The following is a 23,213-nucleotide window of genomic DNA, read 5'->3' on the forward strand; positions in this document are numbered from 1 at the left end:
GCCGCACCGGCACACCGACGACGCGAACGTCCCACACCCGCACACCAGGAGAGCAACGGCATGGCCACCTTCAAGTACGTCGCCGTCGGCCCGGACGGGAAGCGGGCCACCGGCGTACTCAAGGGCTCCAGCGTCGACGGCGTGACCGACAGCCTGACCCGCCAGGGCTACGAGGTGCAGTCGGTCAAGGCCGCCGGCCGCAGCCTGCTGCAGCTCGAACTCACCGCGGAGAAGGTCGACCTGGTCGAGCTGAGCAACTTCTCCCGCCAGATGGCCGCCTTCATCAAGGCCGGAGTGCCCCTCCTGGACGCCCTGGAGATCATCCGCGCCGAGACCAAGGACAAGAAGCTGGCCAAGGTGCTCGTCGACGTCATGGACTCCCTGCGGTTCGGCGAGAGCTTCGCCGCCGCGATGGCCGTCCACACCAAGGCGCTCCCGCCGTTCTACACCTCCGTCCTGCGCTCGGCGGAGGCGACCGGTGAACTGGACGTGGTGATGGCCCAGCTGTCCCGCTACATCGAGCGTGACGTCGAGGCCCGGCGCAGCATCCGCTCCGCCCTGACCTATCCGGCCCTGGTGATGGTCCTGGCCGTCGCCGTCGTCCTCGTCCTCGTCGTCTTCGTGCTGCCCCGCTTCAAGGAGTTCTTCGAGTCCTTCAACGCGGAACTGCCCCTGCCGACCCGGATCCTGCTGGGCTTCACCGACTTCGTCACGGCCTGGTACCCGGTCCTCGCCGGCGGGCTCCTCGCGCTCGTCGCGGCAGTGGTCGCCGCACTGCGGACCGAGCGGGGACGGATGCTGCGCGACCGGTTCCTGCTGGCCATGCCGGTGCTCGGCGACGTGGTCCGCTACATGGCCATCGAACGGTTCTGCCGCATCCTGACCTCGATGATCAAGGCCGGCGTGCCCATCCCCCAGGCGCTCACCCTGGCCGCCTCGGGCGCCAACAACCTGGTGTACGAACGGTCCATCGGGACGGCCCGGGTGGAGATGCTCGAAGGCGGCGGCATGTCCCGGCCGATCGCCCGCACCGGCCTGTTCCCGGGGGCGGTCACCCAGATGATGCGCGTGGGCGAGGAGACCGGGACCCTCGACGACCAGCTGGAGAACGTGTCGGAGTTCTACGAGAAGGAACTGCAGCACAAGCTCAAGCGGCTGACCAGCCTGTTCGAGCCGGCCATCGTGGTCGTGGTCGGGGTCGTCGTGGGCTTCGTGGCCGTCGCCCTCCTCTCGGCCATCTACGGCGTCTACAACCAGGTCGAGGTCCAGTGACCGCCACCGGCCCGGCGCGCCGCGCGCGGCTCCCCCGCGGCGAAGAGGGCGAGACGCTGATCGAGGTCCTCGTCGCCGTGGTGCTCATCGGCGTCGCCTTCACGGCCGTCCTCGGGGGCATCGGCGCCGCGGTCGCCGGCTCCGCCGCGCAGCGGAAGGTGACCGGCGCCGACGCGGTCGCCCGCAGCGCCGCCGAGAAGGTGGTCGGCGCCCCGTACGCGCCCTGCGCCCGCGGGTACGAGACCCCGGCACCGCCGGCCGGGTACACGGTGACCGTCGAGATCGAGTACTGGGACGGGGTGGGTGCGTTCGGCCGGTCCTGCCCGACGGCCGACACCGGAGTGCAGAAGGTGACGCTCACCGTGCGCACGGCCGGCCCGCACCCCGTCGGGGACGCGAGGCTCGAAGTGGTCAAGCGGGAGTCGATGCTGTCATGACGGCCCAACGGCCCTCCGGCCGCCCGGAGTCGGGGTTCACCCTGACCGAACTGCTGGTCGCGATCGTCATCCTGGGCGTCATCGCGGTCGTGCTCCCCCAGGCGATCACCCTCGGACTGCGGTTCACGGCGGACACCGGGAAGCGGGTGGCGGCCACCAGCGCGCTGGGCGCGCTCGGCCGCCACTTCTACGGCGACGTGCAGAGCGCGGAGGAGGTCACGACCGGCCCCGCCTGCGGCGTCGCCGACGTGATCGTCCGCCTGGGCCGGCCCGGCACCGACGTGGTCTACGCCTACGACCGGCCGACCGGCTCCCTCAACCGGGTGACCTGCACCGGCGGAACCGTCGTCAGTACGTCGCTGGGCCGGTTCGACGACCCCACGCCGGCCGGCCCGGTGACCCTGACCTGCGGTGCCGGGACCCCCTGCACCTCGCCCATGGAGGTAACGCTGACCGTGCGGAGCGACCCCGCCGCGCCCCCGACGACCCTCACCGCCGTCCGACGGGCGAGCGCGTCATGACCGGCCGACCGGACCCGCTGCGCCCGCGCGACGAGCAGGGCGCCGCCCTGGTCCTCGCGCTGGCCTTCGTCCTCGTCGTCTCCCTGGTCACCGTGGCGGTCCTGTCCTTCGCCGGCACGGGGCTGAAGGCCGCGGGCGCGTACGCCGACCGGGGCAAGCGGGACTACGCCGCGGACGGTGCCACCCAGCTGGCGATCCAGAACTTCGGCCAGGGCAACCCGTGCGCCGACTACACCGCCCCGCCGGTCAACGGCCGGCTGATGACCGTCCACTGCGACCCCCTCAGGGCCTCTGCCGCGAGCACGCGCGCGACCCAGCCCCAGGACGCGCTGCTCAGCCTGGGCCGAGCGGCGGGGGACGGCATCGACGTGACCGCGCCCGGCGTGCGCGTGCAGGGCAGCGTGTTCTCCCACACGGGCATCACCACCGGCGCGGGCGCCTCCATGGTGGTGTCGGGCGACGTGTCCGCCGTCGGCGCCTGCTCCCGTGCCGTGACACAGGCCGAACTGCCCGCGACCCAGGAGCCGTACGCGCACGACTGCGCCGACGACACCCCGCCGGCTCCCGCGGACCAGGCCGTGGGCGCCGACCCGGACCACGCCCCGCCCGTCACGGCCGTCCCGGTCCGGCGGACCGTGCCCGCGTGCCCCGGCGCCGGTGCCTGGCTGGTGCGGCTCCAGCCCGGCTCCTACGACGACGCCGGCGCGCTCACCCGTCTCACCGGCGGCGCCTGCCCGGGCGTCGTGGTGTGGCTGCAGCCCGGCGTGTACTACTTCGACTTCACCTTCACCGGCGCCGCCGGCGTCTGGACGGTCGCCGACCCCACGGTCAGCGTGGTCGGCGGCACTCCGGCGGGCTGGGACCCCGGTGCCCCCGCCCGTCCTGCCGTGCCCGCTCCGGGCGGCTGTGCCACGCCGCGGCCCGAGGGCGTCGAGATCGTGATGGGCGGCGGAAGCCGGCTGCAGGTCGACCGCGGACACGCCGAACTGTGCGCCCCGGTGACCCCGGACGCGCAGCAGGTGGCGGTGTACGGGGTCCAGCCGCCGAAGGCGTCGCACGCGCTGAAGCCGACGGCGGTGGCCGCGAACACCGGCTTCACCGACCCCGGCCACGCCCTCACCGCCGGCGAACGCGCGGCCCCGCCCGGGTGTGCGCGGCCGACGGGCACCGCGAACTGCACGGCCGACGCCGTCCTCGACCCGGCGGGGCGCCGGTCGGCCTCGGTGCAGTTCGCCGGATTCACCCCCCGGGTGCCGGCCGGCTCCGTCGTCACCGGCGCGGCGCTGCACGTCCGGCACGAGGACGTCGGCGACCTGACCGCCCCCGGCGCGGTGAAGGTCACCACCGCCGTCGGCGCGGACACCTGCCGCACCGACGAGCTGCCCCGGCACCCGGCGCTCGCCACCGGTCCCCCCATCGAGCTGCTGGGCGCGTGCGGGCTCACCGATCCGGCCCGGCTCGCCGGCCTGACCGTGACCTACACCGCCGCCCTCGACGCGGGCGGCACCGCCGCCACGGAACGCCTGGACGGCATCTGGCTGGAGGTCTCCTACCGCACGCCGACCACGTTCAAGCCGACCGCCGTGGCCGCGTCGACCGGGTTCACCGCGGCCGGCACCGACCCCCGCAACGCCCTGGAGATCGGCGAACAGCCGGCGGCGGTGGCGGGCGCCGCACTGACCCCGGCGGCCCCGTCCGCGTCGGTCACCCTCGCCGGGTACGGCCAGCCGCCCCTGCCGCCCGGGTCGACGGTCCGCTCCGCCGTGCTGCGGGTGGCCCACCAGGAGACCGGCGACGCGGCGGCGCCCCGGATCAGCGTCACCCCCGCGGGCGGCGGCGGGCGTTGCACCGGCCTGCCGCTCGCCGCGCGGGCCGGACCGGGCGACGACCGCATCGACCTCACGGCGTGCGGCATCAGCGACCCCGCGCAGCTGACCGGCCTGACCGCGACCTACACCGCGTCCCTGGACGCGGGCGGCACCGCGGGCACCGCTTCCCTGGACGGCGTATGGCTCGAAGTCGTCCACGACCCGCCGCCGTCCCGGCCGGCGGCGAGCGCGGAGTCGACGACGTTCCTCCCCGCGGCCGCCGCCAGGGCGATCGACGGCACCGAGACGGCCCGCGCCGCACTCGACCCGGTCACGACGCCGACCGCCGCCATCACCCTCGCCGGTCACGACGCCGGGGTGGCGCCCGGCTCGGTCCTGGACGGGGCCCTGCTGCACGTCGCGCACCGCGAGGACCCCGGGGCGGCAGGAGGGCCGGCCCCCGCGGTCGCGGTCACCCTGGCCGGGCCCGGCCTGCCCCGCTCCTGCACCACCCCGCGGAAGCTCGCGACCCGCCAGGGCAGCCTGGGCACCGACACGCTGGACCTGGTCGCCGCCTGCGGGCTGACCGACCCCGCACAGCTGGCCGGTCTGGTCGTGACGTACACCGCCGCCCTCGGCGCCGGCAGCCCCGCCGCCACCGCCCAGCTCGACGGAGTCACCCTGGAACTGGCCCACCGGCCCCCGATCGCGGTGCGCCCCACCCAGGCGGTCAGCACCGCCACGCCCGCCGCCGCGGCGTTCGCCGACCCGCAGAACGCGCAGGCGCTGGACGCCGCAGCCGCGACGGCGCGGCTCGGCACGGCCGCCCCGTCGGCGTCGATCCGGCTCGGCGCGTTCGCGATGCTGCCGCTGCCCGCGGGGGCGGTGATCGACAAGGTCCTGCTGCGCGTGGCGCACCAGGAGGACGACACCACCCCGGCCGGGCCCGCGCCGGCCCCGCCGGCCCCGCCGCCCTCGCCGGCGGAGCCGCCCGCGGCCGTGCTGGCCGTCTCCGGCACCGGCACCGCCTGCGACGCGAACCACTCCCTGCCGGTCCGCAAGGGCGCACCCGGTGTCGACGTGGTCGACCTCGGCGGCTGCGGGGTCACCGGGGAGGAACAGCTGGCGCGGCTCGCCGTCGACCACGCGGTGAGACTGGGCACGGGCAGCGCCGAAGCCACCGCCCGGCTGGACGGCGTCGAGCTGGACGTCGTGTTCCGGGCCCCGTCGGTCAGAGCCCTGTCCGGCTGCCTCACCACGGGCGGCGGCTGCCCGGTGCTGAAGTCCACCGACGGCGCCGACACGGCCACCGACCACAGCCGCCTGCTGGTCAACGGCACCGTCTACGCGCCGACCGGCGCCGTCGACCTGTCGATGGGCGGGGTCCGCTCGCAGGTGGTCACCCGCGGCATCATCGCCCGGACCATCGCGCTCGGCATCCGGCCGGCCCCCGGACACCTCCGCCCCGTGATCGGGGTGCCGCCGGAGCCGGTGCTGTTCACGGCCTATCCGGCCGTGCTCGCGCAACCGGCGTCGGCCACCGCGGCCACCGGATTCCCGGCCCCCTCCCCCGGCGCGCCCGCCGACGTCGCGGACGCCGCCCTCCCCGGCGGCGGCCGGGCGTCGCTCACGTTCGGCGGCTACGACCGGCCTGCCCCGGCCGTGGCCGGAACCCTCGACCACGCCGTCCTGCGGCTGGCGCACCACGAGGACGGAGACGTGGCGTCGGTGAAGGTGTCGGCGGACTTCCCCGGCAGTACCTGCACCGGTACCGGCACGTCATGGGACGTACCGGTCCGTCCCGGCTCGGGCGGCCCGGTGACCGACCAGGTCGACCTGGCGGCGTGCGGCCTGACCCGGGCTTCGCAACTGGCCGGGCTGACCGTCACCTACACCGTCACCGCCGGGAGCGGCGGGGCGGCCGCACATCTCGGCGGCGCCCGGATCGACCTGCTGTCCGGCCCGCTGGTCAGGGCCGCCGTGTCCTTCGACGGCCACACCGCCACCGTCAGGCAGTGGACGGTCCTCCCCTGAGCACGCACCCGCACCCGCAGACCCCTTCGGAGGCCACCATGTCCGGGCCGAGCGCCGCGATCATCGACCACCTGCTCGGCGAGCTGTGGGAGCGGGGCGGCAGCGACCTCCTGCTCACCGCCCGGTCGGCGCCGTTCCTGCGGGTCGACGGCGCCCTGCGGCCGGTCGAGGGGGACCCGCTGACCGAGGCGGAGGCCGACCGCCTGGTGACCGGGGTGCTGGGCGGGGAACTGACGGAACGGTTCCGCCGGGAGAAGCAGGTCGACTTCGCGTTCAGCTGGGGGGAGAAGGCCAGGCTGCGCGGGAACGCCTTCGTGCAGCGCGGCGCTTCGGCCCTGGCCCTGCGCATCATCCCCTTTGACGTGCCGTCGTCCGCGCAGCTCGGGCTCCCCCCGGTCGTCATCGGGTGGGCGGGCGTGCCGCGCGGGCTGGTGCTGGTCACCGGGCCGACCGGATCGGGGAAGTCGACGAGCCTGGCGGCGCTCCTCGACCACGTCAACACGCATCGGCCGGTCCACATCCTCACCATCGAGGACCCGATCGAGTACCTGCACCGGCACAAGCGCGCGGCGGTCAACCAGCGCGAGGTCGGCACCGACACCGACTCGTTCGCCGACGCGCTGCGCTCGGCCCTGCGCGAGGATCCCGACGTCCTGCTCCTGGGCGAGATGCGCGACCCGGAGAGCATCTCCGCGGCCCTGACCATCGCCGAGACCGGACACCTGGTGTTCGCCACCCTGCACACCAACGACACGTCGCAGACGCTGGACCGCATCGTCGACGTGTTCCCGGCCGAGCAGCAGCCGCAGGTCCGGCTGCAGTTGGCGCACACCCTGGTCGGCGTCCTCAACCAGACGCTCATCCCCCGGACCGGCGGGGGCCGGGTGGCCGCCTTCGAGGTGCTGGTGGGCACGTCGGCGGTCCGCAACCTGATCCGCGAGGGCAAGACCCGCCAGATCCGCAACCTGATCGCGACCGGCCAACGGGACGGCATGCAGACCCTGGAGACCGGCATCAACGCCCTCGTCTGGGCGGGCACGGTCTCCTACGAGGAAGCCGTGCTGCACACGGCCCACCCGGCGGAGCTCCACCGGCCGCCCGTCCCGGCCGTCCCGGCGGGCCGCGTCCGACCGTTCGGCGCGGATACGATCGGATGATGATCAATCCTGCTGCCCGTACCGTGGTGTTCGACATCGACGGCACGCTCTGCTTCGACGGAACGACGGTGGACGACCGCATCCTCGCGGCGGTCGGCGAGTGCCAACGCGTGGGCTACCACGTGGTCTTCGCGTCCGCCCGGCCCGTCCGGGACCTCCTGCCCGTACTCGGCGGATCCTTTCCGTCGGCCACGCTGATCGGCGGCAACGGCAGCCTCCTGTCGGTCGACGGCCGGGTGCGGGCACGGGCCGTCTTCGAGCCCGCCGTGCTCGGCGCGCTGATGGAGGCGGTCGGGCTGTACCGGGCGGCCTACCTGGCGGACGGGCCGTGGGACTACGCCTACACCGGACCCGACGACCATCCGATCCTGAGCCGTGTCGACCAGGGGAACCTCGCGCGCCGGGTCGACCTCGCCGAGCTGCCCGACGTCGCGAAGTTCCTGGTCGTCGGTGCGTCGGACATGGCGGCGCTCGCCGAGGCCGGCCGGCGGCTCGGGCTGACGGTCAACCACCACCTCGACGAGGGGATCGTCGACTTCGCCCCCGGTTCGACGACGAAGCGGGAGGCCCTGGCGGCGCTCGGGATCGACGCGTACGTGGCCTTCGGCAACGACGTCAACGACCTCGATCTCCTGCGGGACGCGGAGCTGGGGGTGCGCGTGGGCACGCACCCCGCCCTGGACGGCGTCGCCCACGTCACCGTCGCTGCGGACCCGGAGGCCGTGGCGGCCGAGATAGCCCTGCTGGCGCGCACGGCCGTCGCCTGACGGTCCGCGGCCCGCGGTCAGAGGGCGACGAGGGTGATCTCGGTGGCCTTCAGGCCGGCCCAGATCTCGGCGCCTTCGGAGAGGGCGAGGTCGGCGGCGGCCTGGGGGGTGATCTCGGCGACGAGGTCGGGGACCCGGTCGGAGGTGATCAGGACCCGCAGGCGGCTGCCGAGGACCGTGATCTCCCGGACGGTGCCGGGCCAGACGTTGCGCGGGCTGCCCGTGGGCCGGTCCCGGTGCAGGGACACCGACTCGGGGGCGATGATCGCCAGCCCCTCGGCCCCTTCGGGGAGCGGGTCGGCGGCGACCAGGATCCCGCCGGTCGCCAGGGTGAGACCCGTACGGGTGGCGGTGCAGGGCCAGGCGTTGCGGCCGAGCATGCGGGCCACCCAGGGGGAGCGCGGGTGCCGGGTGACCTCGGACGGCGGGGCGTCCTGGAGGGTGCGGCCGTCGGCGAGGACGAGGACCCGGTCGGCGAGCGAGACCGCTTCGACCGGGTCGTGGGTGACGATGAGGCAGACGCCGCCGAAGCCGGCGAGGTGCCGGCGCAGGGTGTGGCGTACGTGGGCGCGGGTGGTCTGGTCGAGGGCGGCGAGGGGTTCGTCCAGGAGGAGCAGGCGCGGCCGGGCGGCGAGGGCGCGGGCGAGGGCGACGCGCTGGGCCTGGCCGCCGGAGAGTTCGGCGGGTCTGCGGTGGGCGAGGTGGCCGACGCCGAGCCGGTCCAGCCAGCGGTGGGCCTCCGTGCGGGCCTCGGCCTTCGCCATGCCGTGGGCGCGGAGCCCGTAGGCGGTGTTGGCGAGGGCGTTCAGGTGCGGGAAGAGGGCGCCGTCCTGCGGGACCCAGGCGACCTGCCGCCTGTGCGGGGGCAGGGCGGTGACGTCGAGGTCGCCGAGCCGGAGTTCCGCGTGGGCGCGCGGGGTCAGGCCCAGGAGGGCCCGGAGCAGGGTGGTCTTCCCCGCGCCGTTCTCGCCGACGACGGCGATGGTGGTGCCCGGCTCGGCGTCCAGGGTCAGCTCGTTGAAGCCGGTCACCTCCGCGTGCAGCGGCCAGGGCTCGGTCGCGGGCGGCGGCGCCTGCGGTTCGGTGGTGGCCAGGACGGCGGCGGCCGGCTCCGGCTTGGCGGTGGCGGTGGCGGCGCGGGGACGGCCGGCCGAGCCCGTCCAGCGGCCCCGGAGCGCGATCAGCACGCCCATGGCGATGGCCAGCAGGAGCAGGGAGACGGAGGTGGCGGCCTCGGGGGCGTCCTGGAGGAGCAGGTACACCTGGAGCGGCAGGGTCTGGGTCTCGCCCGGCAGGTTCCCGGCGAAGGTGATCGTGGCGCCGAACTCGCCGAGCGCACGGGCCCACGCGAGGGCCGCCCCGGCGGCGAGCCCGGGGGCGACCATCGGAAGGGTGACGGTGAAGAACACCCGGACCGGGGAGGCGCCCAGGGAGGAGGCCGTCTCCTCGTAGGCGGGTCTGAGGCCCGCGAGGGTGCCTTCCAGGCTGATGATCAGGAACGGCATCGCCACGAAGGTCGCGGCGAGCACCGCACCGGAGGTGTGGAAGGGGAAGACGATCCCGAAGGTGTCCTCCAGCCACGGGCCGAGCAGTCCGCGCCGGCCGAATCCGAGGAGCAGGGCGACGCCCCCGACGGTCGGGGGCAGCACCATCGGCAGCAGGACCAGGGACCGTACGAGCGTCTTCCCGGGGAAGTCCACCCGGGCCAGCAGCCACGCCAGCGGCACGCCGAGGACCAGGGACAGGCCGAGTGCCGCGAAGGACACCAGCAGCGACAGCCTGAGCGCTTCGACGACGCCCGGGCTGGTCAGGTGGGTGCCGAGCTCGCTCCACCGGGTGCGGACCAGGATGCCGAGGAGCGGCAGCAGCAGGAACGCGATGGCCAGCAGCGCGGGCAGGGCCAGCGCGATGGAGGGACGTGTGCCGGAGATGCGGCGGCCACGGAGCATGGGGGACGGTCCTCGGCTGGAATCGGGCGGGGCGGTGACCGCCCCGGTCAGGTCCACTGCCATGTGACCATGTCCTCGCACATCGGCAGCACGTGGCATGCCGTGGCGGCCGCGCCTGCCCGTCACATCGACCCGGTGGGCCGCAGGTGCGATTCTGGAGGGAACGCGCTCGCGTCGCCGGGGCGAAGGAGGTCCGGTCATGGTCGCGTCCGAGACGTTCCGGGCCGGAGCCGGTCCCGTCGGCATGGTCCCCGCCGAGGCCGGCGGCCTGCTGGACGTCCTGAGCGTGGCCGCGGTGGTGCTGGACGCCGAGGGCCGGATCACCCTGTGGAGCCCCCAGGCGCAGGAGCTGTTCGGCTGGCCGGCCGAGGAGGCGCTGGGCCGCTACGCCGCCGAACTGCTGGTCTCCGACGAGTACGTCGGCCTCGTGCTGGAGCTGTTCGCCAAGGTCATGGCCGGTGGCGGGGCCTGGGCGGGCGTGTTCCCGGTGCGCCACAAGGACGGCTCCACCCGGCTCGCCGAGTTCCGCAACATGCGGCTGCAGGACGCGGGCGGCGGCGTGTACGCCCTGGGATCGCCTGCGACGAAGCGGTCCTGCGGGGCGTGGAACGGGATCTGGCCCTGTCGGTGCCGCTGGTGGCCCAGTCCCCGCTCGGGCTGGCGGTGCTGGACACCGGCCTGAGGTACGTCCTGGTCAACCCGACGCTGGAACGGATCAACGGCCTGACCGCCGGGGAGCACCTGGGCCGCACGCCCCGCGAGGCCCTGCCCTTCCTCGACACGGACACGATCGAAGCCTCCATGCGCCAGGTCCTGGACACCGGCGTACCGCTGCTCGACCAGTACGGCGTCGGCCGCACCCCGGCCGATCCGCACGAGGAGCACGCCTGGTCGGGCTCGTACTACCGGCTGGAGGACCCCGGCGGGCGGGTGATCGGCGTGGCCCTGGTGGTCGTGGACGTCACCGACAGTCACCGCGCGGCCCGGGAGGCCGCCGCGGCCCGCCGCCGCCTGGACCTCGTCGCCCGGGCGTCGGTGACGGTCGGGACCACCCTGGATGTGGGGCGCACGGCCCGCGAGCTCGCCGAACTCGTGGTGGAGGACCTGGCCGACATCGCCTCGGTCGACGTCCTCGACTCCGTCCTGGAGGGCAGCGTGGCGACGGCCCCCGGCTCCCGTGCGGAGCCGGCGCTCTTCGTGGCCCTCGCGGTGGCCGCGTCCTACGAGACGGACGCGGTCCGCGCCGCGGACCCGGTGGGCGAGCGCATCACGTATCCGGCCGAGCGCCTGGTCACCCGCTGCGTGAGCACCCGGCGTCCCGCCCTGGTCGCGCACGTCGCCGGGCCGGACCTGGAGCACATCGCACGGAACGCGGACGCCGCGGGCGTCCTCGCGGCGGAGGGGACGCACTCCTACCTGGCCGTTCCCCTCACCGCCCGGGGCCAGGTCCTCGGCGCCCTCGGCCTCCTGCGCACCCGCAATCCGCAGCCGTTCGGCGACGACGACGTCGCCCTGGCCCGCGAGCTGGCCACCCGTGCCGCCGTCGCCATCGACAACGCCCGCTGGTACCAGCACGCCGCCGACACCGCCCTGGCCCTCCAGCGCCACCTGCTCCCGCATCCGCCGCCCCGGGCGGCGGGCCTGCGGATCGCCTACCGCTACCAGCCGGCGGCGGCCGCCAGCGGGATCGGCGGCGACTGGTTCGACGCGATCCCGCAGCCGGACGACCGGACCGCGCTCGTGGTCGGCGACGTCATGGGGCACGGGGTCCACGCCGCCGCCACCATGGGACAGCTGCGCACCGCCACCCGCACCCTCGCGGACCTCGGCCTCGACCCGGCCCGGGTGCTGCGCCACCTCGACCACATCACCGCCGAACTCGACGGGACCATGGCGACCTGCGTGTACGCCACCTGGGACCCCCGGCTGTCCCGCTGCCGCGTTGCCCTCGCCGGCCACCCGCCGCCCGTGGTCGTCCGGTCCGGGCGGGCCCCCTCGCTGGTCGACCTGCCCGCCGGCGTACCGCTGGGCACGGGCGGCCTCGGCGGCGCCGGCTTCGAGAACACCGTCCTCGACCTGCTCCCCGGCGACCGGCTGGTCCTGTACACCGATGGCCTCGTCGAAACCCGCGACGACGCCCTGGACGACCGCCTCGACCTGCTCCTGCGCCTCCTCGCCGATCCGCTCCTCCCGCCGGAGGAGACCTGCGACCGGCTCCTGGCGGCCCTGCGGCACCGTGACGCGGCCGACGACGTCGCCCTCGTGATCGCCGAGGTACGGCCCTGCCCGCCCGCCCGCGGCGACGGGGACGGCTACGGCTCGATCAGTCCGGCGCGGATCGCGTAGCGGGTGAGTTCGAGGCGGTCGCGCAGGCCGAGTTTCTGCAGGAGGTTGGCGCGGTGGCGCTCGACGGTCTTGGGGCTGATGACGAGGAGGTCGCCGATCTCCTTGGAGCTGTGCCCTTCGGCGACGAGTTTGAGGATCTCCTCCTCGCGCTCGGTGATGGGCCGCTCCGGGATCGGGCCGCCGGACCGGGCCCGGTCGAGGTAGGTGCGGATGAGGGTGGTCTCCGCGCCGGGGTAGATGAAGGGTTCGTCCCGCAGGGCTGCGCGGCAGGCTTCGACGAGGTCGCGGTCGGCCACGGACTTGAGGACGTAGCCCGAGGCCCCGGCCCGCAGGGCCTCGAAGAAGTACTGCTCGTTGTCGTACATGGTGAGCATCAGGATCCGCAGTCCGGGCCGGATCCGGGCGAGTTCCCGGGCGGCCTGCAAGCCGGTCTGGCGGGGCATCGCGATGTCGAGGACGGCCAGGTCGATGTCGAGGCTGCGTGCCTGGGCGACGGCTTCGGCGCCGTCGGCGGCTTCGGCGACGACGGTCAGGTCGGGTTCGGCGTCGAGGATGAGGCGTACGCCGCGGCGGACGAGGGTGTGGTCGTCGGCGAGCAGGATGCGGGCCGGTCCGGCCTGCGGCTGGGTCATGGGGCGGCCTTCGGGGTGTCGGGGGTTTCGAGCCGGACCTGGGTGCCGCCGTGCGGGCCGGGGCCGACGGAGAGTTCGGCGCCGATGAGCAGGGCGCGTTCGCGCATGCCCTGGATGCCGGCGCCTTCGGGGGCGCCGCCGGTGCCGGTGCCGTCGTCGCGGACCAGCAGGCCGACGCCGCCGTGCGGCAGTCGCCGCAGGTGGACCTCGACGCGGGTGGCACCCGAGTGGCGGGCGGCGTTGGTCAGGCCCTCCTGTGCGACGCGGTAGAGGACGAGCTCGGTCGCCGGGTCCAGGTGGGGCAGGCCGGGGGTGATGTGCGCGGTCACGCCGAGGCCCGGGGTGGTGAACTCGGCGGCCAGGGAGCGCAGCGCGCTGTGGAGGCCGAGTTCCTCCAGGACGCCGGGGCGCAGGCGGCGGGCGATGCGGCGGATCTCGTCCAGGCTGGCGCGGGTGGTCTCCTGGGCCTGGTGCAGGTCGGTGCGGACGGGTTCGGGGGCACGGTCGGCGGCGTACTTGAGCTGGAGGAGGACGGCCGTGAGGGTCTGGCCGATCTCGTCGTGGAGCTCTTGGGCGATGCGCCGGCGTTCGGCCTCCAGCGCGGTCAGCACCCGGCCGGTGCTGGCCGCCCGTTCGGCTTCGAGCCGGTCGAGCATGGCGTTGAACGTCCGGGTGAGCGCGGCGGTCTCCCCGCCGCCGGTCACGGCCGGGCGGGTGCCGGGCTTGAGGAGGTCGGCGGTGGCCATGGCCCGGTTCAGGCGGGCGAGCGGGGCCAGGCCGACCCTGAGGAGGACCGCGTTGGCGACCAGCATCGCGGCCAGCCCGCCGAGGAGCACGAGCGCCTCGCCGAACAGGACCGGTGTGGAGACGGTGACCGGGCCCAGCAGCAGGGCCACCGCGACGGCCAGGACACAGGCGTTCAGCAGGAAGATCCGCCAGTACAACGACACGGCCACACGCCTTTCCCACCGGTCCCCCGGCCTTGCCGCCGACTGCTCTGACCTGCGACAGAACCTACTTCCCCGGTTGATCCTCACGCCAGCGGAAGGCCGCTGTCCATCCGTGCCGGCACCCATATTTCGGGCAACGGAAAAGTGGCACGATGGGCCGCGCCGAGCGGCCGTCTCCTGCCCGAGACCGCGGGTCCGCCGCAGCGGCGTCACGTACGGAACGAAGACGAGGGGGGACAGTTGTGCCTGCTCCACGGATGAGCACCACGCCACTGCCCGGCATCGGGGTCCAGTACGACCTCACCACCCGCGAACACCGCCACCTGTCCGTGGTCGCGCACCGGGACGGCACCCGGACGGTGAACCTGTACCGGGCGGACGACCCCGACGCGTGCGCGCAGTCGCTGCACCTGACCGCGGCGGAGACCACCTCGCTGATCGACGCCCTGATGCCCGCCCACCACAGCCCGAACCTCCTGCACACCACGGATCTCGGGCTGGTGGCCGAGCGGGTCGAGCTGTCGGCGCACTCGTACTGGAACGGCCGGGTGCTGGGCGAGACCCGGATGCGGACCGAGACGGGCGTCTCGGTCGTGGCCGTGCTGCGCCGGGCGGAGGCCCGCCCCTCGCCGGCGCCGGACTTCCGCCTGGCGGGCGGGGACACCCTCATCGTCATCGGCACCCGCGAGGGCGTCGAGGCCGCCGCCTCCATACTCGGACGGGAGTGACCGCCCGTGCATTCCGCCCTCTTCCTGATCGAGTTCGGTGCGATCATCCTGGGCCTGGGTCTGCTGGGCAGGCTCGCCGGCCGCTTCCACTTCTCGCCGATACCGCTCTACCTGCTGGCCGGGCTGGCGTTCGGCACCGGCGGGCTGCTGCCCATGGGGGCGAGCGAGGAGTTCGTCGCGATCGGCGCCGAGATCGGCGTGATCCTGCTCCTGCTGATGCTGGGTCTGGAGTACACGGCCAGTGACCTGGTCTCCAACCTGAAAACCCAGTACCCGGCCGGGCTGGTCGACTTCGCGCTGAACGCCGTGCCCGGCGCGGTGGCGGCGCTGCTGATGGGCTGGGGTCCGGTCGCCGCCGTGGTGCTGGCGGGGGTCACCTGGATCTCCTCCTCCGGGGTCATCGCCAAGGTGATGGGCGACCTGGGCCGGGTCGGCAACCGCGAGACCCCCGTGATCCTGTCCGTCCTGGTGCTCGAAGACCTGGCGATGGCGGTCTACCTGCCGATTGTCACCGCCCTGCTGGCCGGGGTCGGCCTCGCCGCCGGCAGCGCGACCCTGGCCATCGCCCTCGGCGTCGCCGGAGCAGTGCTGTTCGTCGCGGTCCGCTACGGACGCCACATCTCCCGCTTCGTCTCCAGCGACGACCCCGAGAAGCTCCTCCTGGTCGTCCTCGGCCTGACCCTGCTGGTCGCAGGTATCGCCCAGCAGCTCCAGGTCTCCGCCGCGGTCGGCGCGTTCCTCGTCGGCATCGCCCTCTCCGGGGAGGTCGCCGAAGGCACTCACACGCTGCTGAGCCCGCTGCGGGACCTGTTCGCCGCCGTGTTCTTCGTCTTCTTCGGCCTGCACACCGATCCCGCGAGCATCCCGCCCGTGCTGCTGCCCGCGCTCGCCCTCGCGGTGGTCACGGCGGGCACGAAGATCGCCACCGGGTACTGGGCGGCGAAGCGGGCCGGCGTCGGGGTCCGGGGGCGCTGGCGGGCCGGGGGCACCCTGGTGGCCCGCGGGGAGTTCTCGATCGTCATCGCGGGCCTCGCGGTGACGGCGGGCATCGAGCCCGCGCTGGGCCCGCTCGCGACCGCGTACGTGCTGATCCTCGTGGTGGTCGGCCCGCTGACCGCCCGCTACACCGAACCCGTGGCCGCCTGGGCGGGCGCCCGCCGCCGCTCCCGGACGGGTCCGGCCCCGGCCGCGGCGCCGTCCCGGACGGAGTCCCCGGAGTCCCCGGAGGAGCTCGACGACCGGGCCCAGGCCCAGGATCCGGCCGGCCGCGCTTAGGCCGTCTCTTCCGGATCTAGCCTGACCCGCGCCGCCCGGCACCGCACCTCGCCGCGTTGGCGGAGCACCCGAGTACGTCCAGTACAAGGGCGCCCCGCCAACGCGCCGATGCACGGCACCGGACGACGCGGGCTCAACCGGCAAAATCCGAAAGAGACGGCCTAGGCGGTACCCGCGCGGGCCCGCGTCCCCCCACGGGAGACGCGGGCCCGCGCGCTCCCGTCACCAGGACGACTTGGTGACCCCAGGCAGGAGGCCGGCGTGGGCCTGCTCGCGCATCCGGACCCGCGAGAGGCCGAACTTCCGCAGGTGTCCGCGGGGCCGGCCGTCCACGGCGTCCCGGTTGCGCACCCGGGTGGCGCTCGCGTCGCGGGGCTGCCCGCGCAGTTCCGCCCGCGCCGCGCCGCGCTCGGCCTCCGTGGAGGAGGGCCTGCGCAGGACCTCCTTCAGCTCGGCGCGCCGGGCCGCGTACCGCGCGACGACCGCCTTGCGCCTCTCGTTCTGCGCGATCTTGCTCTTCTTGGCCATCAGACCTTCACCCCCCGGCCGCGGATCCGGGCCACTGCGGCCTCGATGCCGATGACGTCGACGGTCTTGACCGCCTTCGCGCTCAGGGTCAGGCGGACGTGCCGGCCCTCGCTCGGCAGCCAGTAGCGCTTGCGCTGGACGTTGGGGTCGAAGCGGCGGGAGGTGCGCCGGTGCGAGTGGGAGACGTTGTTGCCGAAGCCCGGACGGGCGCCGGTCAGCTGGCAGTGGGCGGACATGGTGCTACCTGCCCCTCTCTGAACGGAAGCGGTTATTGGAAATGATTTCCATTCCCGTATAGTAGCGGCATGGCACGCAACGAAGTACGCCCGATCGTCAAGCTCCGCTCCACGGCCGGCACCGGCTACACGTACGTCACCCGCAAGAACCGGCGCAGCGACCCGGACCGCATGGTGCTGCGCAAGTTCGACCCGGTGGTCCGCCGGCACGTCGACTTCCGCGAAGAACGCTGACCCCCGCCCTCCCCCACCGACCCAAGGACACCGCCATGAAGCCCGGGATCCACCCCGCCTACGGCCCCGTCGTCTTCCGCGACAAGGCCGCCGACTTCGCCTTCCTCACCCGCTCGACCGCCACCAGCGACAAGACGGTGGAGTGGGAGGACGGCCACACCTACCCCGTCATCGACGTGGAGATCTCCTCGCAGAGCCACCCCTTCTACACCGGCACCGCCCGCGTCCTGGACACCGCCGGACGCGTCGAACGCTTCCAGCGCCGCTACGGGAGCACGGCGTGACCCTGCCCGTCGTGATCGTCGGCGGACTCCACTCCGACGCCCGCAAGGAGGTCGTGGACCGCCTGCTGCACACCGTCCCGGGCAGCGTCGCCCTCCACCACGACCTGGCCCCGGCCGCCCGGGGCACCGTGCGGCGCGTGGTGCGCGACGCCTCGGGCGAGCTGTCCCGGGGCGAGACGCCCCTCGTCAACGACTGCGCCTGCTGCGCGCTCCGCGAGGACCTGGTCCCCGAGCTGGAACGGCTGGCCCACGGGGGCCTGACCCGGCTGGCCGTCGTCGAACTGTGGGACTCCGTCGAGCCGAGGGCGATGGCCGAGGTGGTCGCCGCGCACGGCGCCGGCCTGCTCGACCTCACCTGCGTGATGACCGCGGTGGACCCGGCGCTGGTGCTGCCCTACCTGGCCAACGGCGACGACCTGGCCGACGCGGGCCTCGCGGCGGCCGCCACGGACCGGCGGACCGTCGGGGACACCTGGGCGCGGCAGCTGGAGTACGCACCCGTACTGGCCCTCGTCGACGGCGGTGGGGCGGACGAGGAGGACCTGGCCCTGCTGGCCCAGCTCCACCCGACCGCCCGGCGGGTGGACTGCGGGTCCGGCGAGCTGGCGGCCCTGGCCTTCACCGGGTTCGACGTGGAGGCTGCGGCCGCCGCCCAGCACCCGGCCTGCGCCCTGCTGCCCCAGGAGGCGGAGGAGGCCGGGGTGAGCACCCTGGTCTGGCACCGCCGCCGCCCCTTCCACCCCGAGCGCCTGTACCGGGCCCTGGAGGACCTCTGCTGCGCGGCCGCCCGGAGCCGCGGCCGCTTCTGGCTCGCCGACCGGCCCGACACCCTCCTCGCCTGGGACGCCGCGGGCGGCGCCCTGTGCGTGGAGAACGCCGGGCCCTGGCTGGCGTCCCTGCCGGACGCCGCCTGGGAACTGGTCCCGCCGGTGCGCAGGGCGGCGGCCTCCCTGGACTGGCACTCCGACCACGGCGACTGCTGCCAGCACCTCGTCTTCACCTCCCCCGGCCTCGACCGGGACGGCCTGGAGCGGCTGTTGGAGTCCTGCCTGCTCACCGATGCCGAGTACGCGGCGGGACCCGAGGCGTGGAAGTCCCTCCCCGCCGCCTTCGACGCCCTGCTCGACCCCGTCCCGTAGGACCTGCAAGACCCGTACGACCCGACGACCCGACGACCTCAAGGAACGCGCATGGCCCGCCGTCAGACCCCGTACAAGCCGCTCAAGGCCCGCCCCAACCCGCTGGACGCGGCGGGGATCGCCTACGTCGACTACAAGGACACCGACCTGCTGCGGAAGTTCGTCTCCGACCGCGGCAAGATCCGCAGCCGCCGGGTCACCCGCGTCACGGCCCGGCAGCAGCGGCAGCTCGCCGCCGCCGTGAAGAATGCCCGCGAGATGGCCCTGCTCCCGTACGGGACCCGGTAGTCCCGGGCGGAGCCGGCGGGGGTGCCCCGCTCACTCACCGAGGAGGCGGCGGGCTTCCGTGAGGAGGCGCAGGAGTTCGGTGCGCGGGGGGTCCTCCGGGTCCGGCGGGGGCGTGCGGGCGGTGAGGACGTGCAGGGCCACGGCGGCCTGACGGGCGAAGAGGCCCAGCAGGTCGAGCTCCGGCAGGCCCGAGCGGGCCTGCGGGGAGGGGTCGAGCACCTCCAGGACGCCGAGGACCCGGTCCCCGCGGACCAGCGGGGCGGCCATCAGCGCGTCCGGGACGTAGCCGGTGGACTCGGCGATGTCCCGGTCGAAGGACACGCTGGCGCGGAGGTCGTCGACCACCATCGGCTCCCCCGAGGCGGCGACCCACCCGGCGATCCCCCGGCCCGCCGGGAACCTCCGGCCCACCAGGAACTCCTGTCCCTGCCCGGACACCGCCGCGAAGGCGAGCTCGTCCGCCCCGGTGTCCAGGAGCATGATGGAGCTCGCCTGCGCACCGAAGATGGCGCGCGCGGTGTCCACCACCGACTGCAGGAGTTCCGCCACGGCCGGGTCGGGCCGTGGTGCCGCGGGGACGGCGGGGGCGATCGTCTGGGCCATGGGGCTCCCCTTCCGGCGCCGGTCGTTACCGGCGGCCGTGGACACGGACGTTGGCTGCGGACAGGTACAGGGCGTTCTTCAGCTGGAACGGCGTCAGCCGGGGGCCGCTCGACAGGATCCGGGCGCAGAGCCCCGAGATGAACGGGGTGGCGAAGCTGTTCCCGGAGCTGCGGATCGAGGTGCCGCCGAGCCAGGCCACCTGGACCTTCTGGCCGGGGGCGAAGAACTCCACCGGGGGCTCGGGGTTGTAGAGGTGGAGGTCCGGGTCGTCCTCCTGGTGGCTGCCGACGGAGATCACCGAGGAGAAGCGCCAGGGGAAGCTCTCCACGCGCGTGTTGTGCGCGGCGGCGACGATCACCGTCTGCTGGAAGTACGCCTCGTCGGCCAGCCGGCGCAGCTCCTCCACGAAGCGGTCGTGGGTGGTGGACAGGCTCAGGTTGACCACGTCGAACCGCTGGCGCACGGCCCACCGGATCCCTTCGAGCAGGACGTCCCCGCTGCCGGAGAACCGGTCGCCGAGCACCCTGATGCTGGACAGCTCGCAGTCCGGCGCGGTGCGGCGGATGATCCCGGCGCACGCGGTGCCGTGCCCGCAGGCGTCCCCCTCCTCCGTCTCCTCGACACGGACCCCGTCGCCGTCCTTGACGACGCGCCAGGAGCGGTCGACGGGGCCGACCATGGGGTGGTCGCGTTCGACGCCCGAATCGACCACGCAGACGCGTACGCCGCGCCCGGTGCCGCCGAGGAGGCCCGCCTCGGGCGGGTCCGGCGGGCCGTCGGCCTCCACCGGCACGTCCGCGGCGCCCCGCCCGCGCAGGCCCCAGGTGAGTGCGGGTCCCGATGGCTGCCCGTCGGTCATCGCGCGGCCTCCGTTCCGGCTCCGGCGGCCCGCCCGGCGTCCTGGCCGTGCCAGGGCGAGAGGCTGTGGCAGCGGGAGAGCACGGCCTCGGCCCGGCGTACGGCGGGCAGGTGGCCCTTCGCCGCGAAGCACCGGCGGGCGCGCGTCGCCGACGCGGCCGCGTCGGCCGGGCGGTCCAGTGCGAGATCGGTACGGGCGAGGTCGAGGGCGGCGGTGCCCCGGACGACGGGCGAGTCGGTGCGGGCGGCGGTGGCCAGTGCCCTGGCGGCCAGCCGGGTGGCGGTCGAGGCCTGCCCCTGGGCGGCGGCGATCCGGGCGCGCAGTCCGTCGAGGTCCGCCGACTCGGCCCGGGGCCGGCCCGGTTCCCGCCGCTTCCCCTCCAGTGCGGCGAGGGTGTCGCGGGCGGCGCGCCAGTCGCCGAGGTCCAGCCGGATGCGGGCGGTGTCCAGCAGGGCGCTGCGCAGCAGCCCCGTGGCGCCCAGTTCCCGGGCGGCGGCGGTGGCCCGCTCCAGGCTCAGGAGCGCCTCCTCCCGGTGGCCGGTCAGGTCGGCCACGGTGGCGGTGAAGAGCGGCAGGAAGGCGTCGGCCTCGGCGTATCCGAGCCGCTGCGCGAGGTGCTCGGCCTCCGCGAGGCAGGCCAGGGCCCCGTCGCGGTCGTCGTGGAGGGCCAGTACCACCGCCAGCGGGCAGTTGAGCGTCAGCCGGACGGCCCGGCGGCCGGCCCCCTGGTCGGCGAGGAGTGCGCGGCAGCGGGCCACCGCGTCCGGGACCGGCTGGGGGCCGCGCCAGAGCGAGACCCCGGTCGCGCCGAGGGCCGCGGCGCGTTCCGGTTCGGCGTCGGCGCGCACCGCGTGGTCCAGGGCGGAGGCGAGCAGCCGTTCGGCCTCCCGGTGGAGGCCCTGTTCCTGGGCGCGCTGGGCGAGCCGCAGGCAGGCCCTGGCCTGGCCGAGGTGGTCGCCGGCGGCCGCGAAGACCGGCAGGGTCGCGCCGGCGGCCTCCGCCGGGGACTCGTCCGGCCCCGTCCCGGCCGGTCCGGTGGACCGGCCGGCGGAGGCCAGGGCGAGGCGGGCGTGCGCGGTCTCCACCGCCTCGCCGGCGCCGGCCCGGGACTCGGCCAGCACCTCTTCGAGGAGCGCCCGGCCCTCCGTGCCGCGCCCCAGGTCCAGCAGGGTCTGGCCGAGCCGGCGGCGTGCCGCCGTGCTGCCGGGCTCGCCGGGTGCGTACCGGGCCGTGGCCCGGGAGAGCACGTCGGCCGCCCATACGGGGTCGGCGTGGGCCAGTGCCAGGCGGCCGGCTTCGGCGAGGGTGTCGGCGGCGCGCCGGCGCAGCCCGTCGGTGTGGGCGTCCTGGGCGCCGAGTTCGGCCCGGTAGCGGTACGCCTGTTCCAGGTGGCCCCCGACCGCCGCACTGCCCCGCCCGCGGACGGAGTCGAGCCGGGCCGCGCGTTCGTGCCGGTCGGCCCGGTCCTGCTTGGACTGGCTGGCGTAGACGACCTCCTGGATCAGCCCTCCGGCGAAGCGGAAGGCGTCGCCGTCCGGCCGGATCAGGCGGTGCCGGACCAGCCGGTGCAGCACGGGCCCGAGCTCGGTGCCGGTCCACTGCGGTGCGGGGTGTCCGGCGAGTGCCGTCAGTTCGCCGGCGGTGAAGTCGCCGCCGAGGACGGACGCCAGGCCCAGGGCCTGGTGTTCGGGCGGGTCGAGCGCGTCGATGCGGGCGCCGATCAGGGCCTGGAGCGGGAGCGGGACGCTCTCCGCGTCGACCGGGTCGACGGCGGCCAGCAGCTGTTCCAGGTGGAGCGGGTTGCCGCCCACCCGTGCCAGGACCCGGGGGCCGAGCGGCCGGCCGGCCGCGGTGTCCCCGGTCAGCTCGGCCGCGAGGAGCTGTGCCTCGGCGTCGGAGAGCCCGCCGAGCGGCACGGCGTCCGGGGCCAGCCCGGGGCGTACGTCGAAGAGCTGGGGGCGGGTGAGCAGGACGATCAGGACGGCGGCGTCGGTGAGGGCCCCCAGCAGCCGGTCGAGGACGTCGAAGAGCGGCTGCGCGGCCCAGTGGCAGTCGTCGATCACCAGCACCACGGGCTCCGCCGCGGCGAGCCCGGCGAGGACCTTGGCGAGCGCGGCGCAGGTGTCCGCCGGTGACGGGTTGGGGGTGCCGTCCAGGAGCAGGCCCTGGTGGAGCAGGTCCAGTTCGGGTGCCGGGGCCGGTGTTCCGGCGGTCCTCAGCAGCCCGGCGACGGCGTCGGCGAGCGGTCCGAGGCTGGGCTGTTCGCCGCGGGCCCGGCAGCGCCCGGCGCCGTGCCGCGGGCCGCGGGGCGCGGTGGCGGCCCGGCGGAGCCATTCCCGCAGCAGCCGGGTCTTGCCCTGGCCGGCCTCGCCGCCGATCACCAGGCGGCCGGCCCGGCGGGTGCGGACCACGCGCTCCAGCGCCGCGTCGATCAGGGCGAGTTCGCGGGTGCGGCCGACGAACGCGAGGTCGAAGCGGCGCAGCGCCTCCGGGCCCTCCTCCTCGTCGAGGCCGAGCAGGCGGTGGGCGCCGACCCGGTCGGCCTTGCCCTTGAGCAGCAGCGGGCCGGTCTCCGTCGTGCGGACGCCCGGACCGGCGGCCGCCAGGGTGTCCGGTCCGACGAGGATCTCCCCGGCGGCGGCGTTCTGTTCCAGGCGGGCGGCGATGTTGACGACCTCGCCGGAGACCATGGCCTGCCGCAGGGTCGCCGAACCCGTCACGGCCTGACCCGTGTTGAGGCCGATGCGCATCTCCAGCCGTACGCCGACGCCCTGTTCCAGCCGGTCGTTCAGTCCGGCGAGGGCCTCCCGCATGGCCAGGGCGGCGGCGACCGCCCGGCGGGCGTCGTCCTCCCGCACGGCAGGCACGCCGAAGACGGCCATCACCGCGTCCCCGATGAACTTCTCGACGGTGCCGCCCTGTTCCTCGATCCGCAGCCTCATCAGGTCGAACCAGCGGAGCGTCACCGAGCGGAGGGTCTCCGCGTCCAGTGCCCCGGAGAGGGCCGTGGAGCCCACGAGGTCGCAGAAGAGGACGGTCACCACCTTGCGGCCGGTCGGCTGGGCCGTGACCGGGCCGGGGGCGCACGGACTGCCGCAGGAGGGGCAGAACCGGGCGTCGGGCGGCAGTGCGCTCCGGCACGAGGGGCACGGCATGGTTTCCTCCG

Annotated in this window: 20 protein-coding genes and 1 pseudogene; 13 read left to right on the forward strand and 8 right to left on the reverse strand. The window is 75.0% G+C overall.

Annotated elements, in window-relative coordinates; all coding sequences use genetic code 11:
- The first annotated feature begins 60 nt into the window (after nt 1-60).
- Genes ACIPW5_RS09415 through ACIPW5_RS09440 form a run of 6 tightly spaced genes read left to right on the forward strand, consistent with a single transcriptional unit; the run spans nt 61 to nt 7,996 of the window.
- On the forward strand, nt 61-1,272 hold the full coding sequence (locus tag ACIPW5_RS09415; RefSeq protein ID WP_401242600.1) for a type II secretion system F family protein: 1,212 nt from the start codon (nt 61-63) through the stop codon (nt 1,270-1,272).
- The gene (locus tag ACIPW5_RS09420) at nt 1,269-1,709 is read left to right on the forward strand and encodes a type II secretion system protein (protein WP_401242602.1); all 441 of its coding nucleotides are present in this window, start codon (nt 1,269-1,271) and stop codon (nt 1,707-1,709) included. Before ACIPW5_RS09415 ends, ACIPW5_RS09420 begins: the two co-directional genes overlap by 4 nt.
- Nucleotides 1,706-2,230 (forward strand): prepilin-type N-terminal cleavage/methylation domain-containing protein, encoded by a 525-nt coding sequence (locus tag ACIPW5_RS09425; protein WP_401242605.1) that lies wholly within the window; start codon nt 1,706-1,708, stop codon nt 2,228-2,230. Before ACIPW5_RS09420 ends, ACIPW5_RS09425 begins: the two co-directional genes overlap by 4 nt.
- Complete coding sequence (locus ACIPW5_RS09430; RefSeq protein ID WP_401242606.1) at nt 2,227-6,072, forward strand: hypothetical protein; 3,846 nt, start codon at nt 2,227-2,229, stop codon at nt 6,070-6,072. The genes ACIPW5_RS09425 and ACIPW5_RS09430 overlap by 4 nt, the downstream gene beginning before the upstream one ends.
- Nucleotides 6,054-7,229, forward strand: coding sequence for a type IV pilus twitching motility protein PilT (locus ACIPW5_RS09435; protein WP_401242609.1), 1,176 nt, complete (start codon nt 6,054-6,056; stop codon nt 7,227-7,229). Before ACIPW5_RS09430 ends, ACIPW5_RS09435 begins: the two co-directional genes overlap by 19 nt.
- Complete coding sequence (locus ACIPW5_RS09440; protein WP_401242612.1) at nt 7,229-7,996, forward strand: HAD hydrolase family protein; 768 nt, start codon at nt 7,229-7,231, stop codon at nt 7,994-7,996. The genes ACIPW5_RS09435 and ACIPW5_RS09440 overlap by 1 nt, the downstream gene beginning before the upstream one ends.
- A gap of 17 nt (nt 7,997-8,013) precedes the next feature.
- On the opposite strand, the gene ACIPW5_RS09445 is transcribed toward ACIPW5_RS09440, so the two are convergent.
- Nucleotides 8,014-9,945 carry an ABC transporter permease gene (locus ACIPW5_RS09445; RefSeq protein WP_401243135.1) on the reverse strand — a complete coding sequence of 644 codons (1,932 nt, stop codon included), beginning with the start codon at nt 9,943-9,945 and terminating at the stop codon, nt 8,014-8,016.
- Between the two features lie 199 nt (nt 9,946-10,144).
- On the opposite strand from ACIPW5_RS09445, the pseudogene ACIPW5_RS09450 reads away from it, so the two are divergent.
- Nucleotides 10,145-12,291: pseudogene (locus ACIPW5_RS09450) on the forward strand (SpoIIE family protein phosphatase).
- Here the strand turns inward: ACIPW5_RS09450 and ACIPW5_RS09455 are convergent.
- Both ACIPW5_RS09455 and ACIPW5_RS09460 read right to left on the reverse strand, forming a co-directional pair.
- The gene (locus ACIPW5_RS09455) at nt 12,258-12,923 is read right to left on the reverse strand and encodes a response regulator (RefSeq protein WP_401242614.1); all 666 of its coding nucleotides are present in this window, start codon (nt 12,921-12,923) and stop codon (nt 12,258-12,260) included. The pseudogene ACIPW5_RS09450 and the gene ACIPW5_RS09455 overlap by 34 nt on opposite strands.
- Nucleotides 12,920-13,873 (reverse strand): HAMP domain-containing sensor histidine kinase, encoded by a 954-nt coding sequence (locus ACIPW5_RS09460; protein ID WP_401242616.1) that lies wholly within the window; start codon nt 13,871-13,873, stop codon nt 12,920-12,922. Before ACIPW5_RS09460 ends, ACIPW5_RS09455 begins: the two co-directional genes overlap by 4 nt.
- Before the next feature lie 257 nt (nt 13,874-14,130).
- Between ACIPW5_RS09460 and ACIPW5_RS09465 the strand changes: the two genes are divergently transcribed.
- Both ACIPW5_RS09465 and ACIPW5_RS09470 read left to right on the forward strand, forming a co-directional pair.
- The gene (locus ACIPW5_RS09465) at nt 14,131-14,601 is read left to right on the forward strand and encodes a cation:proton antiporter regulatory subunit (protein ID WP_401242619.1); all 471 of its coding nucleotides are present in this window, start codon (nt 14,131-14,133) and stop codon (nt 14,599-14,601) included.
- A 6-nt stretch (nt 14,602-14,607) separates the two neighbouring features.
- Nucleotides 14,608-15,876, forward strand: a complete 1,269-nt coding sequence (locus tag ACIPW5_RS09470) for a cation:proton antiporter (protein ID WP_401242621.1) — start codon at nt 14,608-14,610, stop codon at nt 15,874-15,876.
- 222 nt (nt 15,877-16,098) lie between these two features.
- On the opposite strand, the gene rpsN is transcribed toward ACIPW5_RS09470, so the two are convergent.
- Nucleotides 16,099-16,404 carry a 30S ribosomal protein S14 gene (gene rpsN, locus ACIPW5_RS09475; protein WP_401242624.1) on the reverse strand — a complete coding sequence of 102 codons (306 nt, stop codon included), beginning with the start codon at nt 16,402-16,404 and terminating at the stop codon, nt 16,099-16,101.
- Nucleotides 16,404-16,640 (reverse strand): 50S ribosomal protein L28, encoded by a 237-nt coding sequence (gene rpmB / locus ACIPW5_RS09480; RefSeq protein ID WP_401242625.1) that lies wholly within the window; start codon nt 16,638-16,640, stop codon nt 16,404-16,406. Before rpmB ends, rpsN begins: the two co-directional genes overlap by 1 nt.
- Before the next feature lie 69 nt (nt 16,641-16,709).
- Here rpmB and rpmG point away from each other — a divergent pair, with 69 nt between their 5' ends.
- The 4 genes from rpmG to rpsR are packed head-to-tail and all read left to right on the forward strand — an operon-like array spanning nt 16,710 to nt 18,585.
- Complete coding sequence (gene rpmG / locus ACIPW5_RS09485) at nt 16,710-16,874, forward strand: 50S ribosomal protein L33 (RefSeq protein WP_133895600.1); 165 nt, start codon at nt 16,710-16,712, stop codon at nt 16,872-16,874.
- 35 nt (nt 16,875-16,909) lie between these two features.
- The gene (locus ACIPW5_RS09490; RefSeq protein ID WP_401242628.1) at nt 16,910-17,158 is read left to right on the forward strand and encodes a type B 50S ribosomal protein L31; all 249 of its coding nucleotides are present in this window, start codon (nt 16,910-16,912) and stop codon (nt 17,156-17,158) included.
- Nucleotides 17,155-18,297 carry a CobW family GTP-binding protein gene (locus tag ACIPW5_RS09495; protein ID WP_401242630.1) on the forward strand — a complete coding sequence of 381 codons (1,143 nt, stop codon included), beginning with the start codon at nt 17,155-17,157 and terminating at the stop codon, nt 18,295-18,297. The genes ACIPW5_RS09490 and ACIPW5_RS09495 overlap by 4 nt, the downstream gene beginning before the upstream one ends.
- A gap of 51 nt (nt 18,298-18,348) precedes the next feature.
- On the forward strand, nt 18,349-18,585 hold the full coding sequence (gene rpsR, locus ACIPW5_RS09500) for a 30S ribosomal protein S18 (RefSeq protein ID WP_401242632.1): 237 nt from the start codon (nt 18,349-18,351) through the stop codon (nt 18,583-18,585).
- Between the two features lie 30 nt (nt 18,586-18,615).
- Here rpsR and ACIPW5_RS09505 read toward each other — a convergent pair whose 3' ends face one another.
- Genes ACIPW5_RS09505 through ACIPW5_RS09515 form a run of 3 tightly spaced genes read right to left on the reverse strand, consistent with a single transcriptional unit; the run spans nt 18,616 to nt 23,202 of the window.
- The gene (locus ACIPW5_RS09505; protein WP_401242634.1) at nt 18,616-19,188 is read right to left on the reverse strand and encodes a GAF domain-containing protein; all 573 of its coding nucleotides are present in this window, start codon (nt 19,186-19,188) and stop codon (nt 18,616-18,618) included.
- 25 nt (nt 19,189-19,213) lie between these two features.
- Nucleotides 19,214-20,047: a S8 family peptidase gene (locus tag ACIPW5_RS09510; RefSeq protein WP_401242636.1), complete on the reverse strand. Its 834-nt coding sequence runs from the start codon at nt 20,045-20,047 to the stop codon at nt 19,214-19,216.
- Entirely contained in the window at nt 20,044-23,202 is a 3,159-nt protein-coding gene (locus ACIPW5_RS09515) for an ATP-binding protein (protein WP_401242639.1), read from the reverse strand. The genes ACIPW5_RS09510 and ACIPW5_RS09515 overlap by 4 nt, the downstream gene beginning before the upstream one ends.
- Nucleotides 23,203-23,213: the final 11 nt, after the last annotated feature.

This window comes from Streptomyces sp. NPDC090077 (genome assembly GCF_044747545.1).
Taxonomy (GTDB): Bacteria; Actinomycetota; Actinomycetes; order Streptomycetales; family Streptomycetaceae; genus Streptomyces.

Bases quoted from the DNA above. Each gene is read 5' to 3' on its own strand.
- ACIPW5_RS09415 (WP_401242600.1), top strand. From the start codon at position 61: ATGGCCACCTTCAAGTACGTCGCCGTCGGCCCGGACGGGAAGCGGGCC.
- ACIPW5_RS09465 (WP_401242619.1), top strand. From the start codon at position 14,131: ATGAGCACCACGCCACTGCCCGGCATCGGGGTCCAGTACGACCTCACC.
- ACIPW5_RS09510 (WP_401242636.1), bottom strand. From the start codon at position 20,047: ATGACCGACGGGCAGCCATCGGGACCCGCACTCACCTGGGGCCTGCGC.
- rpsN (WP_401242624.1), bottom strand. From the start codon at position 16,404: ATGGCCAAGAAGAGCAAGATCGCGCAGAACGAGAGGCGCAAGGCGGTC.
- ACIPW5_RS09490 (WP_401242628.1), top strand. From the start codon at position 16,910: ATGAAGCCCGGGATCCACCCCGCCTACGGCCCCGTCGTCTTCCGCGAC.
- rpmB (WP_401242625.1), bottom strand. From the start codon at position 16,640: ATGTCCGCCCACTGCCAGCTGACCGGCGCCCGTCCGGGCTTCGGCAAC.
- ACIPW5_RS09445 (WP_401243135.1), bottom strand. From the start codon at position 9,945: ATGCTCCGTGGCCGCCGCATCTCCGGCACACGTCCCTCCATCGCGCTG.
- ACIPW5_RS09505 (WP_401242634.1), bottom strand. From the start codon at position 19,188: ATGGCCCAGACGATCGCCCCCGCCGTCCCCGCGGCACCACGGCCCGAC.
- ACIPW5_RS09515 (WP_401242639.1), bottom strand. From the start codon at position 23,202: ATGCCGTGCCCCTCGTGCCGGAGCGCACTGCCGCCCGACGCCCGGTTC.
- ACIPW5_RS09430 (WP_401242606.1), top strand. From the start codon at position 2,227: ATGACCGGCCGACCGGACCCGCTGCGCCCGCGCGACGAGCAGGGCGCC.
- ACIPW5_RS09425 (WP_401242605.1), top strand. From the start codon at position 1,706: ATGACGGCCCAACGGCCCTCCGGCCGCCCGGAGTCGGGGTTCACCCTG.
- ACIPW5_RS09455 (WP_401242614.1), bottom strand. From the start codon at position 12,923: ATGACCCAGCCGCAGGCCGGACCGGCCCGCATCCTGCTCGCCGACGAC.
- rpmG (WP_133895600.1), top strand. From the start codon at position 16,710: ATGGCACGCAACGAAGTACGCCCGATCGTCAAGCTCCGCTCCACGGCC.
- ACIPW5_RS09440 (WP_401242612.1), top strand. From the start codon at position 7,229: ATGATCAATCCTGCTGCCCGTACCGTGGTGTTCGACATCGACGGCACG.
- rpsR (WP_401242632.1), top strand. From the start codon at position 18,349: ATGGCCCGCCGTCAGACCCCGTACAAGCCGCTCAAGGCCCGCCCCAAC.